The sequence below is a fragment of the Janibacter sp. LM genome, assembly GCF_039631275.1.
Taxonomy (GTDB): Bacteria; Actinomycetota; Actinomycetes; order Actinomycetales; family Dermatophilaceae; genus Janibacter; species Janibacter terrae.
Genome location: NZ_JBDIVG010000006.1, coordinates 149,241 through 166,189, shown reverse-complemented (window position 1 = coordinate 166,189; position 16,949 = coordinate 149,241). Strand labels below are relative to the sequence as shown.

Sequence of the window (16,949 nt, the reverse complement as noted above, 5' to 3'; positions counted from 1 at the left end):
GCCGGGGCCGTTGACCGGCAGGATGACGACCTCTCCAGGCACTCCTCGGGCGACAGGATCGTGAGGCCCCTACGGCCCCGTCCTGCCTCCTGGGCGGCCATCGCCCACCCTCAGACCTCGAGGTGCGTTCGCAACCGTCGGCAGACGCCCGAGAGGATCCGCGAGACCTGCATCTGGCTGATGCCGAACCGTTCGCCGATCTGACGCTGGGTCAGGTCCGCCCCGAAGCGCAGGCTGACGATCTTGCGCTCCCGCTCGTCGAGCTCCTCCTCCATCGCCGAGCGAAGGGAGATGAGCGTCGCCGACCGTTCGAAGACGTCCTCCGCGTCGTCCGCGAGGGCATCGCCCAGAGAGGCGCCGGCGTCGTCGTGGACCGGCTGGTCCAGCGACGTCGACCGGTAGCGCTCCCCCGCCGCCCGGGCGGAACGTACCTCCTGCGGCGAGACACTCCCTGCGGCCGCGATCTCCTCGATCGTCGGTTCGCGCTGGAGGTCCTGCTGGAGCTGCGTCGTCGTCTCGCGCACCCGATGGTGCAGCTCCTGCACGCCCCGCGGCGGGCGCACGGCCCAGCCGTGGTCCCGGAAGTGGCGCTTGAGCTCGCCCGTGATCGTCGGTGCGGCGAAGGCGGTGAAGCCGAACCCGCGCTCGGGGTCGTAGCGCCGGACGGCGAGGACGAGGCCGAGCATGGCCACCTGCACCAGGTCGTCCATCTCGATGCCGCGGCCGGCGAAGCGGGTGGCGAGCCCGATGGCCAGGCCCTGGTTGTCGACCACGACCCGCTCCCGCAGCCGCGCGGCCTCGGCGGGATCGGCCTCGCGGCGGGCGGCGGCCAAGGTCTCCGCGGCGTGAGCCTCACGGTCCTGATGGGCGGTCGAACGTTCGTCGGAGGTGGTTTCGGACATGAAGCGGCCTCTTTCGATCAAGAAGGCGCCAGCCACGGTCACGAGCCGGTGTCGTCCATCCCAGAGAACCACAGAGGTGCAGCGGCCGCAACGCAGGCGACCGAAGTCGTGCGTTGATCCCCGCATACCCCGGCACTGCGCGGGTAGCCCCCGGCGAGCCTCAAGACGAAGGGACGACCGACGGAAGGAACCCAGGCATGGTCGTACCGGAACAGGGACCGAGGCGAGTCCTCTGCCGCTATGTCGGTCGGCGTGTGCGCACGATCGACGGGCGGGTCCTCGGCGACGTCGACGACGTCCTCGTCGACGCCCGGAGCGGAGCCGTGCAGTGGCTCGTGCTCCGGGTGCGCGGGATGCGTCGACGTCACCGTGCGATACCGGTCAACCTCTCGATCGAGGTCCGCGGGCAGCTCGTCGTCCCGACCACGCGGCACACGCTGCTCGCGGCGCCGCACGTGCGCCTGGGCGGGGCCCTGACCGCGTCCCAGGAAAGACGTCTGCGCGCCCACTGGACCACCCACTAGGCGCAGGTGGCGCGAGGCCCCGTCCGTGCAGCACACTCCCCCTCGAGAGTCCCGAAGAAGGAGTGCCACGGATGAAGGATGTCGAGCTCGCTCACATCGTCGAGCAGCTGTCGATGGAGCCCGAGGAGAGCCTGACGCTGCAGCAGGTCGTCGACCAAGCGGTCCGCTACGTGCCCGGCTGCGACATGGGCAGTGTCTTCGTCCGCCGCAACGGGACGGTCGAGATCGCGGCGACGACCGACCCGTCGGCCACCCGGGTCGACGACCTCCAGTTCGAGTTCGACGAGGGGCCGTGCCTCTCCGTCCTGCAGGAGCACGAGATCGCGTCGGTGCCGGACACCGCGACCGACGACCGCTGGCCGCGGTGGTCCGACGGCGCCGTGGAGCACGGCGTACGCTCCGCGCTGAGCCTGCGCCTCGCGATCGAGGAGCCCTACCTCGCGTGCCTCAACATGTACTCCCGCGAGCCGAGGGGCTTCGACGGTGAGGCGGTCGACCTCGGGGTCGTGTACGCCCGCCTGGCCTCGGTCGCGATCCTGCAGGCCCGCGAGGTCTCGGGTCTGCGCAGCGCCCTGAACAACCGCCTCATCATCGGAGCGGCGCAGGGGATCCTCATGGAGCGCTACGGACTGAGCCTCAACCGCTCCTTCGAGGTCCTCCGCCGCCGGTCCAACGAGACCAACACCAAGCTGCACGACGTCGCCCAGGGCCTCGTCGATGGTCTGGAGATCCGCGACTGAGCGTCGGTCACGCCGGCGGCGCCGGCACCGGGTGCTCGCGCAGGGCCTGCGCGAGCCGCGACCAGGTTGCTCGCCATCGTCCGACCCGTGCGCTCCGACCACGCGTGGCCGTGCTCGGTCTCCGGGTACGTCGGCCCGGGACCGGGCCCCATGTTCCGGTAGGTCCAGGCCTGCCCCGGCACGGTGAACCCGATGCCACCCAAGGCGCCGGCCACCTCGGCGACCACGTGGTGCGCACCGTCCTCGTTGCCGGTGACGACGACGCCCGCGACCTTGCTGTCGGCGACCGTCGTCGCGCGTCTCGGAGATCATCGCGTCGATCACGACCCGGCGGGGCAAGGCGGTCCACCCCGCATGCATGTCGAGCAACGGGGTACAGGAGTGGCTGCCCATCGGTGAAGACAACAGAGGTGATCGTGGACCAGGACCGTGCCGCACGCCGTCGCGTCCGCGCGCGACCGGTCCTCGTGCCGACGCTGACCTCCCTGCGGACCCGCTCCGACCTGTCCCAGGTCCTCAAGGCGGTCCTGGCCGCGGTGCTCGCCTGGTTGGTCGCCGCCCACGTCCTGGGCCTGCAGGAGTCCTTCATGGCCCCGTGGACGGCGCTCCTCACCGTCCACGCGACGGTGTTCAGGTCCTTCACCCGCGGCGGACAGGTCATGATCGCCTCGCTCGCGGGCATCCTGCTCTCGTACGCGGCGGTCGAGGTCGTCGGGCAGACCCCCACCGCCCTCGGGCTGGCGCTCCTCGTCGGCATGCTGCTCGGCCGCGTGCGCCCCATCCGCGACGAGGGCAGCACGGTCGCGACGACGGCCCTCTTCGTCATCACCGCCGGCCAGGCCGAGCAGGCTCCGGTCCTGCTCGACCGGGTGGTCTGCACCGGGTTGGGCGTCGCCCTGGGCATCCTCGTCAACCTCCTCGTGCTCGCCCCCCTCGACGACCGTCTCGCTCGGGACCAGGTCGACGCCCTCCGCACGGAGCTCGGGGAGCTCCTGTACGAGATGGCCGACGCCCTGACGACCGCCAAGGACGTGGATCCCGCCGCGTGGTTGGAACGCACGCTGCGGGCGGAGGAGCAGGTCGGCGAGGCGCGAGGGCTGCTGCGCCACACCCGTGAGGCACGGCGAGGCAACCCGCGCAAGCGGTCCCGAGAGATCGACCCGGCGGCCTACGAGAACTTCCTGCGGCGCATCGACGAGGGTTTCACGCACACCCGGTCCATGGCTCGCACCGTCGAGAACTCCCACATCGAGCCGGACAACTGGGACCCGCACTTCCGCGACGTCTGGCTCCGGTTGCTCCACGACCTCGGCGCGCGGATCGCCGCGCCGGCGAAGGACCAGCCCAGCCTGCTGCCACGCCTGCAGGCCCTCACGGACGAGATGTCGCGCGAGGACCTGCCGCAGGTCGCGTGGCCGGTCTACGGGGCACTGATCAACAGCACCCGCACCATCGTCGAGATCGTCGACGAGGTGCTCAACGGCCCGCTGGCCGGGGCCACTCGGGCGGGCTGAGCCCGGGTCACCCCGCGGGGGCGAGTCGCTCCCAGACCCGGTGCTCGGCCAGCAGGGCCAGCAGCTGGGCGAAGACCTCGGCCGGGTCCTCCCCGACGACGACTCCCGGGGCGCCGTCCGTGGCGAGGGCAGCCAGGACGTCGCCACCTCGTCCCACGGCGCCGATGGCCTTGCCGTGGCGGAAGGCCTCGGCGACGAGCAGCAGCAGCCTGGGGTCGATCGCCGGGCCCGCCGACCCACCCGAGGGGTCGAAGGCCCGCGCGTCCGTCCCGGACTGCGGGTCCGCCGCCGAGGCCGGGGCGCCCATGACCACGAGGGCGTCGTACTCCACGGACCGTGCCGTGAGGAGCGTGCGCTGCACGGGGACGGTCTGCTTCCCGGTGCCGAGGACCCCGCCCACCGGCGCGATGACGAGGGGGACGAGGCCCGCGTCGTGGATGGCGGCGCGCACCCCGGCCAGCTCCGCGAGATCGGTGTCCTCGTCCACCACGAGGCCGATGGTGCGACCATCGGCCGGCCACTGGCCACCGAGCTGGGACAGGGCCGGGCTCGGCTCGACCTCGGCCAGCCCCCGGGTCTTCGGGGCGGGCAGGCCGAGCCCCTGCGCCACCCGGGCGGCCAGGTCCGTGTCGATCTGGGCGAGGGCCGCCAGCTGTCGCTCACGCACCGCCTGCTCGTAGCAGCGCCCCAGCTCGAAGGTGTACGCGGAGACGATGTGGTCCTGCTCCGTCGGCGTCAGGCTCAGCCAGAAGAGGCGGGGCTGGCTGAAGTGGTCGGCGAAGGAGGCACCTGCCTCCCGGGACTTCGTCCCCGAGACCGCCTGCGGCACCTCGATGAGCGCGCCGTCCCGCGTCCCGGCGTGGAAGGGGCAGCCGCCGTCGAGTGAGTTGGGCCGGTAGGGCGCGACGCCAGCATGGTCGGCGCTCTGGTGCATGCCGTCGCGCAGCATGTCGTTGACGGGCGCGTGCGGACGGTTGATCGGGAGCTGGCCGAAGTTGGGCCCGCCGAGCCGGCTGATCTGGGTGTCGAGGTAGGAGAAGAGCCGACCCTGCAGCAGCGGGTCGTCGGTGACGTCGATGCCGGGCACGAGATGGCCGGGGTGGAAGGCGACCTGCTCGGTCTCCGCGAAGTAGTTCGTCGGGTTGGCGTTGAGCTGGAGCAGGCCGATCGGCTGCACCGGGACGAGCTCCTCCGGCACGATCTTCGTCGGGTCGAGGAGGTCGATGCCCTCGTGGGTCTGCTCCTCGGTGTCGGGCATGACCTGGATGCCGAGCTCCCACTCGGGGAAGGCACCGGCCTCGATGGCGTCCGCGAGGTCGCGCCGGTGGAAGTCGGGGTCGGCGCCGTTGACGAGCTGCGCCTCGTCCCACACAAGGGAGTGGACCCCGAGCCGCGGCTTCCAGTGGAACTTCACCAGGCTGCTCTCCCCCGCCTCGTTGACCAGGCGGAAGGTGTGGATGCCGAAGCCCTCCATCATCCGGTACGACCGCGGGATGGCCCGGTCGGACATCTGCCAGATGACGTGGTGCTGGGCCTCCGTGTGCAGCGAGACGAAGTCCCAGAAGGTGTCGTGCGCACTCTGGGCCTGGGGGATCTCCCGGTCGGGGTGCGGCTTGGCCGCGTGGACGATGTCGGGGAACTTGATCGCGTCCTGGATGAAGAAGACCGGCATGTTGTTGCCGACGAGGTCGAAGGTGCCCTCGTCGGTGTAGAACTTCGTGGCGAAGCCGCGGGTGTCACGGACCGCGTCGGCCGAGCCGCGTGACCCGACGACCGTCGAGAAACGGGTGAACACAGGCGTCTGGACCCCTTCGGCGAGGAAGCCGGCCCGGCACACGCCGGTCGCGGTCCCGTACCCGGTGAACGTCCCGTGCGCTGCGGCACCGCGCGCGTGGACCACGCGCTCCGGGATGCGCTCGTGGTCGAAGTGGGTGATCTTCTCGCGCAGGTGGTGGTCCTGGAGCAGGGTGGGACCTCGCTCGCCGGCCTTGAGCGAGTGGTCGGTGTCCCGCACGCGGGCGCCCTGGGCGGTCGTGAGGTACGCACCGGCCTGGGTGCGGTCCCCCTCGGCGCCGCTGGGGCGACCCGTCGGCGAGATCGGCGCGACCGGCCGCTGGTCGGGCGAAGGGGGCAGCGGCTCGCGAGGCTCGGTCGGCTCCTCGACCGCCGGCGTACCGACCCCCGGCGAGCCGGGGACGGGGATGTCGTCGTGGGGCTGCTTGGCACTCATGGATCTCTCCTGCGGGTGGGATCGGGGGCTCCCCGACTACCCCTGCCACGTCGTGACATGCGCGTCACCCCGGTGCGGGTCTCCCGCCCGCGTCAGTCGCGGGCGGGCAGCGGACGCGTCGCGGGCCCCTCGAGCACCTCCCCCGCCGCGGTGAACCGCGAGCCGTGCAGCGGGCAGTCCCAGGACTGCTCGGCGTCGTTCCACTCCACGACACCGCCGAGGTGGGTGCACAGCGCGGAGACCGCGCAGGTCCGACCCTCGACGGTGGAGCGCGCCACGGGGACCACGCCCCGGCGGCCGACCTCCCCTTCGCCCTCTGCCGGCGTGCCGGGACGAAGGGGGTGCAGCGCCACCCCTGCGGCCCGCGTGACGAGGTCGAGACCGACCCGGGCGTTGATGCCGACGAGGCGGGCGACGGAGGCCGGCCGACTGATCCGGCGGTGGATGGGGCTCGACCAGGACATCTGGCCGCCGAGGAGGGACGCGCTGAGGTCCAGCGCCGCGGCGACGCCGTTGGTCATGCCCCACTTGTCGAAGCCGGTCGCGACGTGCACGTGACCGAGGCCGCGCGGCATCGGACCGACGAAGGGGAATCCGTCGTGCGAGCGGTAGTCCTGGGCCGACCACGCGTGGGTCTCCACCGCCTCCGGGAAGTGCAGGGCGGTCCACGCGCGCAGCCGGTCCAGGTGCGCCTCCTCCGAGCGGGCGCGGCCGACGGAGTGGCCCTCCCCCCCGACGAGGAGCCGCGACCCGGGGGCGTCGCGCACGGACCGGGTCGACCCACCCGTCGAGATCAGCATCATCTCCGGCGGGGCGGGGTGCTCGTACGCGAGGGCGTAGGAGCGCTCGGCGCTCACCTTCGCGAAGTAGCCGCCGCGGTCGAGCACCGGGGTACCCGTGGCGAGGACGACGTGGTCGCAGCGGGTGCGACCTCGTGTGTGCCGGACAACGGGGCGCAGGGACTGGCCCATCCCCGTGACCCGGGCACCGGTGACCAGCCGCCCGCCGTGAGCACGCAGGTCCTCGACGAGGGCGTCGAGCAGGTCCATCGGGTCCAGCTGCGCCTGCTCGTCGAGCACCACTCCCCCGGCGTGCTCGAAGGGCACCGGCAGCTCCTCGCTCCAGCGCACCGGCAGCCCCATCCGCGACGCGGCGTCGAGCTCGGCCCGCGCCTGCTCCAGACCGCGCCCGTCGTCCGCCGCGTAGGTCACCGCCGAGCGCAGCTGGTACGGCACGTCGTGCTCGTCGCAGTACCGCAGCAGCCAGTCCCGGCCCTCGCGGTTGCCCTCGACGTACCCCGCGACCACCTCCTCGGACTGCCGTCGCAGGAGCTGCGAGTAGCGGGTGCCCTGGAGCAGCGAGACCTTGGCGGTGCTGTGCCCGGTCGTCACGGCGCCGAGGTCGCGCGCCTCGAGGACGACGACCTCGCGGCCGGCCCGGGCGAGCAGCAGCGCGGTCACCAGCCCGGTGATGCCGGCACCGACGACGACGTCGTCGCACCGCTCCACCGGCTCGTCGGAGGGAGTGCTTGCGCGGGAGGCGCGCCACACAGAGGTCATGGTGACTCCTTCTCGGTCAGACGAGGTCCCGGGGGATGGCCCGGTCCCAGCTCTCGGAGTGCACGCGCCGGTGCCCGCGGACGTCGTCGAGCTCGTAGGCGTCGAGATCCGCGCGGATGATGAACTCGTCCTGCGTGCACGTGAGGACGGTGGTCGTGACGACCTCGGTACGCCAGTCGTCGCGCTCCAGACGGCGCACGGTGCGGGTCTCGCCGCGCACCGACGTCGGGTCGTCCCAGCGGAAGGAGTACCACTCCGTCGTCGAGCGACGCACGACGGTGCCGGTCTCCTCGATGCGGAAGGCGCCCTGGTCGTTGACGATCTCCAGCGTCGAGACGTCGGTGGCCAGGTCCCGCGTGACCCGCCAGTCGTGCTCGCTCGGGGCGAGCGTCGTCGTCTCGATCTCGGGGGCGGTGACCGGCTCGTGGAAGGGGGCAAGGTCCCCGTCCTCGGGGCGCGGCGGACGCACCGGGACCCGCAGCACGCTGTCGGCCGGCAGGATCGTCAGGGTCGTCGGGCGCGGGGCCGGCCACACGAGCGGCCAGTAGGACGTGGAGACCGACAGCCGCAGCCGGTGGCCCGCGGGGAGGGAGTGGGCCACCCCGTTGAGCGGCACCCGCACATCGTACCGCTGACCCGGGACGAGCGGCTCGGGGTCGCTGCTCGAGCTGCGGTGGGTGAGGTTGAGGACCCCGTACGTGATGCGCGTGGCCTCCCCGGTCGGGGCCACGTCGGACAGGCGCACGGCGACCTGGGCGACCGGTTGGTCCGCGCTCAGCGCGACGTCGAGGCTCGGCAGGCCGAAGACCTCGGTCGTCCCGGTCAGCGGCTCGCTCTCCCACACGAGCGCGCCGCCGTCCTCCTCGCGCTGGTCGTACGGCAGGTCGGGCACGGCCGCGTAGGAGGCCCACTTGCCGGCGAACATGCCGACGCTGAGCGGCGACCGGAGCGAGAGCGGGGCGCTCCCCCCTTCGCCCTGGGCGCCCTCCGCGAGGCTGGCTCTGGTCAGGCGGAACTCCCGCTCGGTGATGCGCGGCGAGGGCCACTGCTCCTCGGCGACCCAGCGTCCGGGGCGCTCCTCGTAGGCGGCGCGCGGGGGGACGCTGTCCTGCATCCACGCCCGCAGCGCGGGGTCCTCGTCGATGCCGGTGTCCTCGCCCTTGAGCCAGTGGTCCCACCAGCGCACGAGCTCCTGGAGGAACCCGATGGCCGGCCCGGGCACCCCGAGGTGCGGGTACTTGTGGCCCCACGGGCCGATGAGACCGTGGCAGGGCACCTCGACGTGCTCGAGCAGGCGGAAGATCGCGTTGGTGTAGCCGTCCGCCCAGCCGCCGACCGCCATGACGGGGCACTGGATGGCCGAGTAGTCCTCGCTGACCGACGCCGGCCGCCAGTACTCGTCACGGCGCTGGTGGCTCAGCCACGTGTCGAGCCACAGCCCGCTCCCCTGCAGCCGCTCCAGCCACATCTCCCGCCAGCGGTCGCCGACGATCGCCGGGTCGGGCGGCAGGCTGTTGAAGGCCAGCATCACCGTCGCCTCGGAGAGGTTGTCCCCGAGGAGGCAGCCGCCCATGTAGTGCATGTTGTCGACGTAGAGGTCCTCGGTCGCGGAGGCGCTGACGATGGCCTTGAGCGCCGGGGGGCGGCGCGCGGCGACCTGCAGGCTGTTGAAGCCGCCCCAGGAGATGCCCATCATCCCGACGGCGCCGTCGCACCAGTCCTGCGCGGCGAGCCACGCGATGACGTCCTCGGCGTCCGAGAGCTCCTGCTCGCGGTACTCGTCGACGAGCACACCGTCGGAGTCCCCGCTGCCGCGCAGGTCGACCCGCGCGCACACGTAGCCGTGGGCGGCGATGTACGGGTGGTTCACCGCGTCCCGACCGCGCGTGAGGTCACGCTTGCGGTAGGGGATGTACTCGAGGACCGCAGGCAGCGGCCCGACCTCGCCGGCCGGGCGCCAGATCCGCGCGGCCACCCGGTGACCGTCGCGAAGGGGGATGAAGACGTTCTCCTCCACCTGCACCTCGTGACGGACCTCCGTGTCCGTGAGCGTCGTCGTCATCGTCAGCTCCTCCCTTCGCCGCAGTCCTCGAGGTCGAACTGCAGGGTCTCCTCGATGTCCTCGATCCGTCGGCGCAGGCTCTCCCTGTCGGGGGCGCCCACGTAGACGATGGCCAGCAGGTACCGGTAGGAGTCCTGGTGCGGCAGCTCGGAGAGCCGGTCCCCGACCGTGACCGGGAAGTCGACCTTGGTGCCGGGGTAGCGCTCGGCGAGCTGCTCGAGCACCGACGCGTCGGGGATGCCCCGCACGATCGCGTCGCCCTCGTGGACCACGACGTACTGCGCGGCGACGGCGAGGTCACCCTCCCCCTTCGGCATGCTGGGCGCGTGCCCGAGCGCGACGTCCACGGCGACCTGGTGGTTGGACCGGCCGTCGACGAGGGTGAACATCTCGCTGTGCGACTGGGAGATGCGCGTGTTGACCTCGATGAGGCGCAGGCGCTCCTCCTCCTCGTCCCACATGAACTCGGAGTTGAAGCAGCCGTCGTCGAAGCCGATGTGCTCGAGCAGCCGTCCGGTGATGTCCCGCGCCTGCTGCTGGACGTGGTCGGGCACCGTGGCAGCCGGGTAGTCGATGCGCTCGATGCTCAGGCCGCTCGCGCTCTTGAGCATGTCGAAGACGCCGTGCACCGAGTACTCGCCCCGGGAGACGCTGCCCTCGGGCGCGAACTGGGTGCCCCGGATGATCTCCTCCGCGAGGCAGGCGGACCCGCCGAGTCCCTGCAGCTCCTCGGGCAGCTCGACCCGCGCCAGCACCTGGTCGAAGGCGTCGCCGACGTCGGTGATCTCCGCGCGGATCTCCTCGAGCGCCGCCTGCAGGTCCGCGTCGTCGCGGATCTCGAAGCCCAGGTTGGACGAGTGCCCCTTGATCGGCTTCACCCAGTACGGGAAGTCGAGATCGATCTGCTGGGCGACGTCGTCGGCGAAGGGGTCGAAGGCGACGAAGCCGGGGACGACCTCGGGCACGGCCCGGCGCTGCTCCAGCCGGCTCCAGTACTTGTGCTCGCACTTGAGCAGGCTCGTCAGGGAGGGCGCGGGCAGGCCCCGCTCGGCGGCGAGCATCGGCCCGAGGACGGAGGTCGGGAAGTCCCAGTGGCTCACGATGGCGTCGACGCTCCCGTCGAAGGCGTCGAGCTCGGCACGGGCGCGCTCGAGGAGGGCGTCGAAGTCGATCTCCTCGGTCGCGACCAGGGACTCGTGGTCGAGGAGGTCGTGGAACTCCAGCCCACCGGTCTCGTGGACGGTGCCGAGCTCCTCACGCTGCATGGGGGTCAGACCCAGGACGAAGACGTTGTGTGTCATCCACGGCCCCTACCCACTCACCTGCGCCTGACACGCGCAGCGCGTCGATCGGCAGTGGCAGGCTGTCCCGGTGAGCCGACACCGCGCCCCGCGCCGCACCCTCCTGCACCGCCTGGGGACGCTCACGGGCCGGCGGCCGCGGACCGTCGTGCTCACCTGGGTGGGGCTCGTCGTCGCCTCCTTCGCCCTCGCGCTCGGCGGGGTCACCGGCCAGGGGCTCTTCGACCAGCTCCACAGCGGCGACGTGACGACGCCGGGCGAGGCGCAGCAGGCGCGGGACCTGGTCGTCGACGCCGGCGGCGGTGAGCTGGCCACCGACACGCTGATGGTCTCCGGCTCCCCCGCCACCGACCCCTTCGTCCGGCGGGCGGTCGCCGAGCCGGTCCGACGCATCCACGCGATGGACGGGGTCGCGTCCGTCGTCAACCCGCTCGTCCTCGACGGCGGGGTGGAGGGCCCGCAGGGCGCCCCGCTCGTCGTCGAGGAGGACGGCTCCCGCTACGGCTTCCTCACCGTGGTCGAGTACGACAGCTCCCTCTCGGACGAGGAGCTGGAGCGGGTGCGCCGCGACGTCGGCGTCCAGCTCGACGAGATCGTCACCGGGTCGCAGGGGACGAGCAGCCAGCGCGGCAGCCTCAAGCAGCTCATCGACGAGATCGTCGGTCAGGTGGCCAGCGACATGAAGCTCGGCGAGGGTCTGGCCCTGCCCGTCTCCTTCGTCGTCATGGTCCTCGTCTTCGGTGGCTTCCTCGCCGCGGGCATCCCCCTCGCCGGGGCCTTCGCCTCGATCGGCGGCGCGCTCGGCTCGCTGTGGGGCTTCTCGCACGTCATCGACCTCGACGCCACGGTCGTCAACATCGTGAGCGTCCTCGGCCTGGGCCTGTGCATCGACTACGGGTTGCTCGTGGTCTCCCGGTTCCGGGAGGAGGCCCGCGAGCTGCTCGACGGGCAGCCGCTCGGGGACGGCTCCCGGGAGCTCGTCGTCGAGGTCACGGCCCGCACGGTCGACCGGGCCGGTCGCACCGTCGTCTTCTCCGCCGTGACCGTCGCGATCGCCCTGTCCGGCCTGCTCTTCTTCCCCTCCGTCTTCATGCGGGCCGCGGGCGCCGCGGGGGTGTCGGTCGTCCTCGTCTGCCTGCTCGTCGCCGTGACGCTCATCCCCGCCCTGTGCGCGCTGTCGGCGCGCCGGCTGCTCGCGCGCGGCACCGAGCGCACCTCCGACACCGGCGTCTTCGCCTCACTCGCGGCGATGGTGCAGCGGGCACCGTGGCTCGTCGTCGCCCTCGTCCTCGCCGCCCTCGTCGGGATGGCCCTGCCCGCCACGCGCATGGAGGTCACCTCCTCCGGCGTCGAGCTGCTGCCGACCGACAGCGACCAGCGGCAGTTCTTCGAGGACCTCGGGCGGGACTACCCCGAGCTCGCCGCCCCGGACGTGCGCGTCGTGACGACCGCCGGCGCCGACGAGGTCGGGGCGTGGGCGAAGGGGGCCGCCCCCGACCTCCCGCACGTCGAGTCCGCGGAGGTGGTCACGCTCGGCGAGGTGGACGGGCAGACGGTCCGCAGCGTCGACCTGCGCACCGACGACGGCCCGCTCGGTCCCGGCAACCGCGACGTCGTGGCGCAGCTGCGGGACGAGCGTCCCCCCTTCGACGCCCTCGTCGGGGGGCAGGCCGCCGATCTCGGGGACTTCACCGCCTCCATCGTCGACAACGCCCCGCTCGCCGTGGGCACGGTCGTGCTCGCGACCTTCGTCCTGCTCTTCCTCATGACCGGGTCGGTCGTCGTGCCGGTCAAGGCGCTGCTGATGAACATCGTCTCGCTCGGCGCCTCGCTCGGCGTCCTCGTCTGGGTCTTCCAGGACGGCCACCTCGAGGGGCTGCTCGGCTTCGACTCCGTCGGCGCGGTGGAGGTCTCGATCCCGGTCCTCGTGCTGGCCTTCGGCTTCGGCCTGTCGATGGACTACGAGGTCTTCCTGCTCTCGCGCATCGTCGAGCTGCACGAGCGCGGGCACCCCACCGACGACGCCGTGCGCCTGGGCCTGCAGCGCTCGGGCAGGATCATCACGAGCGCGGCGCTGCTGATGGTGATCGTCTTCTCGGGCTTCGTGCTCGCGCGGGTCCTCGCCGTGAAGGAGACCGGGGTCGCGCTCGTCCTCGCGATCCTCATCGACGCCACGCTCGTGCGCATGCTCCTCGTGCCCGCGACCATGTCCGTCCTCGGCGAGTGGAACTGGTGGGCGCCCCGCTGGATGAAGGGCCTGCACGCGCGCTTCGGCATCACCGAGCAGTCCCTCGCGCATGAGCGAGGACGGACCGGGTAGGCCCACCCGGTCCGGACACACCCAGCACGAGAGGCACCCATGTCGAGCTACCGCACGGAGAACCCTGCCACCGGTGAGGTCGAGCGCACCTTCGACGAGGTGGACCGGGACGGGGCGATCGCCGCCGTCGACCTCGCGCACGCCGCCCACGAGGGGTGGCGCGAGCGGTCGCCCGAGGAGCGCGCCGAGGTCCTGCGCCGCACCGCCGACCTGTACGACGAGCGCGCCGACGAGCTGGCCCGCACGATCGCCACCGAGATGGGCAAGCCGCTCAAGGAGGCGAAGGGAGAGGTCGCCCTCGCCGGGTCCATCTACCGCTGGTACGCCGACCACGGACCCGAGCTGCTGCGCGACGAGGAGCTCGACGCCCAGGGCGCCCTGCGCAGCATCGTCCGCAAGGAGCCGGTCGGCGTGCTCCTCGGCGTGATGCCGTGGAACTACCCCTACTACCAGGTGGCGCGGTTCGCGGCGCCCAACCTCGTGCTCGGCAACACGATCCTGCTCAAGCACGCCGGGATCTGCGCCGCGTCGGCGACCCTCATGGAGGAGGTCCTCCGCCAGGCCGGGCTGCCCGAGGGCGGCTACGTCAACCTCTTCGCCTCGAGCCGGCTCATCCCGGACGTCATCGCCGACCCGCGTGTGCAGGGGGTCTCGCTCACCGGGAGCGAGGCCGCCGGTGCCTCCGTGGCCGAGGCCGCGGGCAAGCACCTCACTAAGTCGGTCCTGGAGCTCGGCGGCTCCGACGCGATGATCGTGCTCGACGCCGCCGACGTCGACGCCATGGCGAAGACGGCCGCGCGGGCCCGGCTGTCCAACGCCGGTCAGGCGTGCAACTCGCCGAAGCGGATGTTCGTCGCGGACGAGATCCACGACGAGTTCGTCGAGGCGCTGACCCGCCACGTCGAGCAGACACCCGTGGGCGACCCGCTGGACCCGGCCACGCGGATGGGCCCGATGTCCTCCAGCCAGGCCCGGGACGACCTCGACGAGCAGGTCCAGGACGCGGTCTCGAAGGGGGCGACGCTCCACACCGGTGGCCGGCCCCTCGACCGCGAGGGTGCCTTCTACGCCCCGACGGTCCTCACCGGCATCACTCCCGACATGCGCGCGTGGGACGAGGAGCTCTTCGGCCCGGTCGCGATGGTCTACCGGATGACCGACGTCGACGCCGCCCTCGAGCAGGCCAACGCCTCCGCCTTCGGCCTGTCCGGGTCGGTGTGGAGCGACGACCCGGACCGGGCCGCGGAGGTCGCCGCCCGGCTCGACGTCGGCATGGCCTACGTCAACGAGCACGGCACGACCATGCCGGGGCTGCCCTTCGGCGGGGTCAAGCGCTCCGGATACGGCCGAGAGCTCGCCTCGGACGGCATGAACGAGTTCGTCAACCGCAAGCTGGTGCGCGTGGCCGCGAGGTAGGCCCCGGGCGGTGACGAGGGACCAAGGGCCCTACAGCCGCCGCGCCAGCAGGCGAAGACTGCACGACATCGCCGGCAACGGGTGACGAGGGAGGGCGTGCGATGGGTGACCCCGTGATCGACGTCAGCGCCCTGGTCAAGACCTTCGGCCACGTCCGGGCGCTGGACGGCCTGGACCTCTCCGTCCGTCCCGGGGAGGTCCACGGGTTCCTGGGCCCCAACGGCGCTGGCAAGTCGACCGCCCTGCGGATCGTGCTCGGTCTCATGCGCCCCACCGCAGGGAGCGCGCGGCTCTTCGGCAGGGATCCCTGGGCCGAGGCCCCGCAGCTGCACCGCCGGCTGGCCTACGTCCCGGGTGACGTCACGCTGTGGCCGAACCTCTCGGGTGGCGAGACGCTCGACCTGCTGCTGCGCATGCGCGGCGTGGACCCGGTGGCCAGTCGCAAGGACGAGCTGGTGGAGCGCTTCCGCCTGGACCTGCGCAAGCGGGGGCGGGCCTACTCGCGCGGCAACCGGCAGAAGGTCGTCCTCGTGGCGGCGCTGGCCGTCGACACCGACCTGCTCGTGCTCGACGAGCCGACGAGCGGCCTCGACCCGCTCATGGAGCAGGTGTTCCGCGAGTGCCTGGCCGAGCACCGTACCAGTGGCGGCACGGCACTGCTCTCCAGCCACGTGCTCAGCGAGGTGGAGCGCCTGGCCGACCGGGTCACGATCATCCGTGAGGGCCGCACGGTCGAGACCGGCACGCTCCCCTCGCTGCGACTGACCCAGCACGCCACGTCCGATGCGAGCCTCGAGGAGCTGTTCCTGGAGGTCTACCGATGAGCACCCTGACGGGTGCTCCGCTGCTGCTGCGTCAGGCGGTGCGACGCGACCGGGTCCTCGTCCCGGGGTGGGTGGCCGTCCTGGTGGTCATGACCTACGCCTCGGCGAGTGCGACGACGGCGCTGTTCGGCTCGAGCGCGGAGCGCGTCCGTCTGGCCACCGAGATCAACGGCCAGCCCGGGCTGCTCGCGCTCTACGGACCGATCCTCGACCCCGACAGCGCGGGCGAGCTGGCGATGTCGAAGCTCACGGTCCTCTACGCCCTCTTCAGCGCCGGCCTCTACGTCGCGGTGGTGAGACGCCACACGCGTGTCGAGGAGGAGTCCGGTCGCGCCGAGCTCGTCGGCGGCACCGTCGTCGGGCGCGATGCCCCCTTGGCAGCGGCCGTGATGGAGTGCGCCGCCCTGGCGATCGGGCTGGGGTGCCTCCTGGCCCTCGCGGGCACGGCTGGCGGTCTGCCGTGGGCCGGCTCGGTGTGGTTCGGCGTCGTGTGGGCCGGTACCGGGGTCGTGGCGACGGGTGTCGCGGCCGTGGCCTGCCAGGTCTCGGCGAGCGCGCGCACCTGCTCGGCACTCGCCGCGGGCGCGCTCGCCGGTGCCTACACGGTGCGGGCGGTCGGTGACGCGGTCGAGGGTCTCGGCTGGCTGTCCTGGCTCTCGCCCCTCGGCTGGAACACGCAGCTACGCGCCTGGTCCGAGCCCCGCTGGTGGGTGGTCGCCCTCTACCTCGTCACCTCTGCCGCACTGGTCGCCGTGGCGCAGCTGATGCGCTCGCACCGTGACCTCGGCGCCGGTCTGGTCACCATGCGCCCCGGACCCGTCCGGAGCCGGCTCGCCGGACCGTGGGGACTGACCCTGCGCCTGCAACGCACGTCCCTGCTCCAGTGGACGGTGGGCGTGGCCGCGATGGGACTGGCCTTCGGTGCCATGGCCCCGGGTTTCGACGACCTGCTCGCCGGCTCCGGCGGCGAGGAGCTCATCGACCGGCTCGGCGGGTCCTTCATCGGCGCCCTGCTCTCGGTCACCGCCATCCTCGTCACCCCCTTCGCGATCTCCGTCATCGCCGGGGCGTACCACGACCGGGCCGAGGGACGCACCGGGCTCGTGCTGGCCACGAGCGTCTCGCGAGCACGTTGGTTCGGCGCCACCGCCGGGGTCGCCCTGACCGGCAGCGCGGCGCTGCTGCTCGTCTGCGCGCTCGGGCTCTCGATCGGCTACGGGGCTGCCGGCGGCAGCGATGCGCCGTCTGCCGTACCGGCCGCGCTCGGCTGGATCCCGGCGGTGGGCGTCGTCGGCGGGGTGGCCCTGCTCGGCCTCGCGGTCGGTCGGCCCTGGCTGGGGTGGGCCTTCTTCGTCCTGTCGCTCACGCTGACGCTCGTCGGGGAGCTGCTGGAGCTGCCGGTGTGGCTGCAGGACCTGTCGCCGTACTCCGCGGTACCGATGTACCCGATCGAGCCGTGGCGGTGGCCCCCGCTGCTCGTCCTGACGGCGCTCGCCGCGCTCCTCGTGTCCCTCGCGTGGTTCGTCTTCCGCGCAGGGGACGTCGAGTAGTCACTGT

The 16,949-nt window shown here is 72.4% G+C and carries 11 protein-coding genes and 1 pseudogene; 7 read left to right on the top strand and 5 right to left on the bottom strand.

Features of this window, described 5'->3' with window-relative positions:
* Window positions 1-110: 110 nt before the first annotated feature.
* Window positions 111-902 carry a SigB/SigF/SigG family RNA polymerase sigma factor gene (locus ABC138_RS04550; protein ID WP_345912850.1) on the bottom strand — a complete coding sequence of 264 codons (792 nt, stop codon included), beginning with the start codon at window positions 900-902 and terminating at the stop codon, window positions 111-113.
* A 197-nt stretch (window positions 903-1,099) separates the two neighbouring features.
* Here ABC138_RS04550 and ABC138_RS04545 point away from each other — a divergent pair, with 197 nt between their 5' ends.
* From ABC138_RS04545 to ABC138_RS04535, 3 genes are all read left to right on the top strand, one after another.
* Window positions 1,100-1,426: a PRC-barrel domain-containing protein gene (locus ABC138_RS04545; protein ID WP_345912849.1), complete on the top strand. Its 327-nt coding sequence runs from the start codon at window positions 1,100-1,102 to the stop codon at window positions 1,424-1,426.
* 71 nt (window positions 1,427-1,497) lie between these two features.
* Entirely contained in the window at window positions 1,498-2,166 is a 669-nt protein-coding gene (locus ABC138_RS04540; protein ID WP_338538191.1) for a GAF and ANTAR domain-containing protein, read from the top strand.
* A gap of 416 nt (window positions 2,167-2,582) precedes the next feature.
* Window positions 2,583-3,680, top strand: coding sequence for an aromatic acid exporter family protein (locus ABC138_RS04535; RefSeq protein ID WP_338538193.1), 1,098 nt, complete (start codon window positions 2,583-2,585; stop codon window positions 3,678-3,680).
* A gap of 7 nt (window positions 3,681-3,687) precedes the next feature.
* Here ABC138_RS04535 and ABC138_RS04530 read toward each other — a convergent pair whose 3' ends face one another.
* The 4 genes from ABC138_RS04530 to ABC138_RS04515 all read right to left on the bottom strand — a co-directional run bounded on the left by ABC138_RS04530 (window position 3,688) and on the right by ABC138_RS04515 (window position 10,832).
* Complete coding sequence (locus ABC138_RS04530; protein ID WP_345912848.1) at window positions 3,688-5,910, bottom strand: catalase; 2,223 nt, start codon at window positions 5,908-5,910, stop codon at window positions 3,688-3,690.
* A gap of 92 nt (window positions 5,911-6,002) precedes the next feature.
* Window positions 6,003-7,469 (bottom strand): FAD-dependent oxidoreductase, encoded by a 1,467-nt coding sequence (locus ABC138_RS04525; RefSeq protein ID WP_345912847.1) that lies wholly within the window; start codon window positions 7,467-7,469, stop codon window positions 6,003-6,005.
* A gap of 16 nt (window positions 7,470-7,485) precedes the next feature.
* The gene (locus tag ABC138_RS04520; protein WP_345912846.1) at window positions 7,486-9,531 is read right to left on the bottom strand and encodes a CocE/NonD family hydrolase; all 2,046 of its coding nucleotides are present in this window, start codon (window positions 9,529-9,531) and stop codon (window positions 7,486-7,488) included.
* 2 nt (window positions 9,532-9,533) lie between these two features.
* The gene (locus tag ABC138_RS04515) at window positions 9,534-10,832 is read right to left on the bottom strand and encodes an ATP-grasp domain-containing protein (RefSeq protein ID WP_345912845.1); all 1,299 of its coding nucleotides are present in this window, start codon (window positions 10,830-10,832) and stop codon (window positions 9,534-9,536) included.
* A gap of 70 nt (window positions 10,833-10,902) precedes the next feature.
* Here ABC138_RS04515 and ABC138_RS04510 point away from each other — a divergent pair, with 70 nt between their 5' ends.
* From ABC138_RS04510 to ABC138_RS04495, 4 genes and pseudogenes are all read left to right on the top strand, one after another.
* Window positions 10,903-13,152 (top strand): MMPL family transporter, encoded by a 2,250-nt coding sequence (locus tag ABC138_RS04510; RefSeq protein ID WP_345912844.1) that lies wholly within the window; start codon window positions 10,903-10,905, stop codon window positions 13,150-13,152.
* Window positions 13,153-13,191: 39 nt separating this feature from the next.
* Window positions 13,192-14,568 carry an NAD-dependent succinate-semialdehyde dehydrogenase gene (locus ABC138_RS04505; protein ID WP_345912843.1) on the top strand — a complete coding sequence of 459 codons (1,377 nt, stop codon included), beginning with the start codon at window positions 13,192-13,194 and terminating at the stop codon, window positions 14,566-14,568.
* 101 nt (window positions 14,569-14,669) lie between these two features.
* Window positions 14,670-15,329: pseudogene (locus ABC138_RS04500) on the top strand (ABC transporter ATP-binding protein); the annotation flags it as partial.
* 59 nt (window positions 15,330-15,388) lie between these two features.
* Window positions 15,389-16,942 carry an ABC transporter permease gene (locus tag ABC138_RS04495; RefSeq protein WP_345912842.1) on the top strand — a complete coding sequence of 518 codons (1,554 nt, stop codon included), beginning with the start codon at window positions 15,389-15,391 and terminating at the stop codon, window positions 16,940-16,942.
* Window positions 16,943-16,949 lie beyond the last annotated feature (7 nt).

What these genes read in the sequence shown, in the direction of transcription:
- ABC138_RS04545 (WP_345912849.1), top strand. Translation starts at nt 1,100, where the DNA reads ATGGTCGTACCGGAACAGGGACCGAGGCGAGTCCTCTGCCGCTATGTC.
- ABC138_RS04550 (WP_345912850.1), bottom strand. Translation starts at nt 902, where the DNA reads ATGTCCGAAACCACCTCCGACGAACGTTCGACCGCCCATCAGGACCGT.
- ABC138_RS04505 (WP_345912843.1), top strand. Translation starts at nt 13,192, where the DNA reads ATGTCGAGCTACCGCACGGAGAACCCTGCCACCGGTGAGGTCGAGCGC.
- ABC138_RS04530 (WP_345912848.1), bottom strand. Translation starts at nt 5,910, where the DNA reads ATGAGTGCCAAGCAGCCCCACGACGACATCCCCGTCCCCGGCTCGCCG.
- ABC138_RS04520 (WP_345912846.1), bottom strand. Translation starts at nt 9,531, where the DNA reads ATGACGACGACGCTCACGGACACGGAGGTCCGTCACGAGGTGCAGGTG.
- ABC138_RS04540 (WP_338538191.1), top strand. Translation starts at nt 1,498, where the DNA reads ATGAAGGATGTCGAGCTCGCTCACATCGTCGAGCAGCTGTCGATGGAG.
- ABC138_RS04515 (WP_345912845.1), bottom strand. Translation starts at nt 10,832, where the DNA reads ATGACACACAACGTCTTCGTCCTGGGTCTGACCCCCATGCAGCGTGAG.
- ABC138_RS04525 (WP_345912847.1), bottom strand. Translation starts at nt 7,469, where the DNA reads ATGACCTCTGTGTGGCGCGCCTCCCGCGCAAGCACTCCCTCCGACGAG.
- ABC138_RS04495 (WP_345912842.1), top strand. Translation starts at nt 15,389, where the DNA reads ATGAGCACCCTGACGGGTGCTCCGCTGCTGCTGCGTCAGGCGGTGCGA.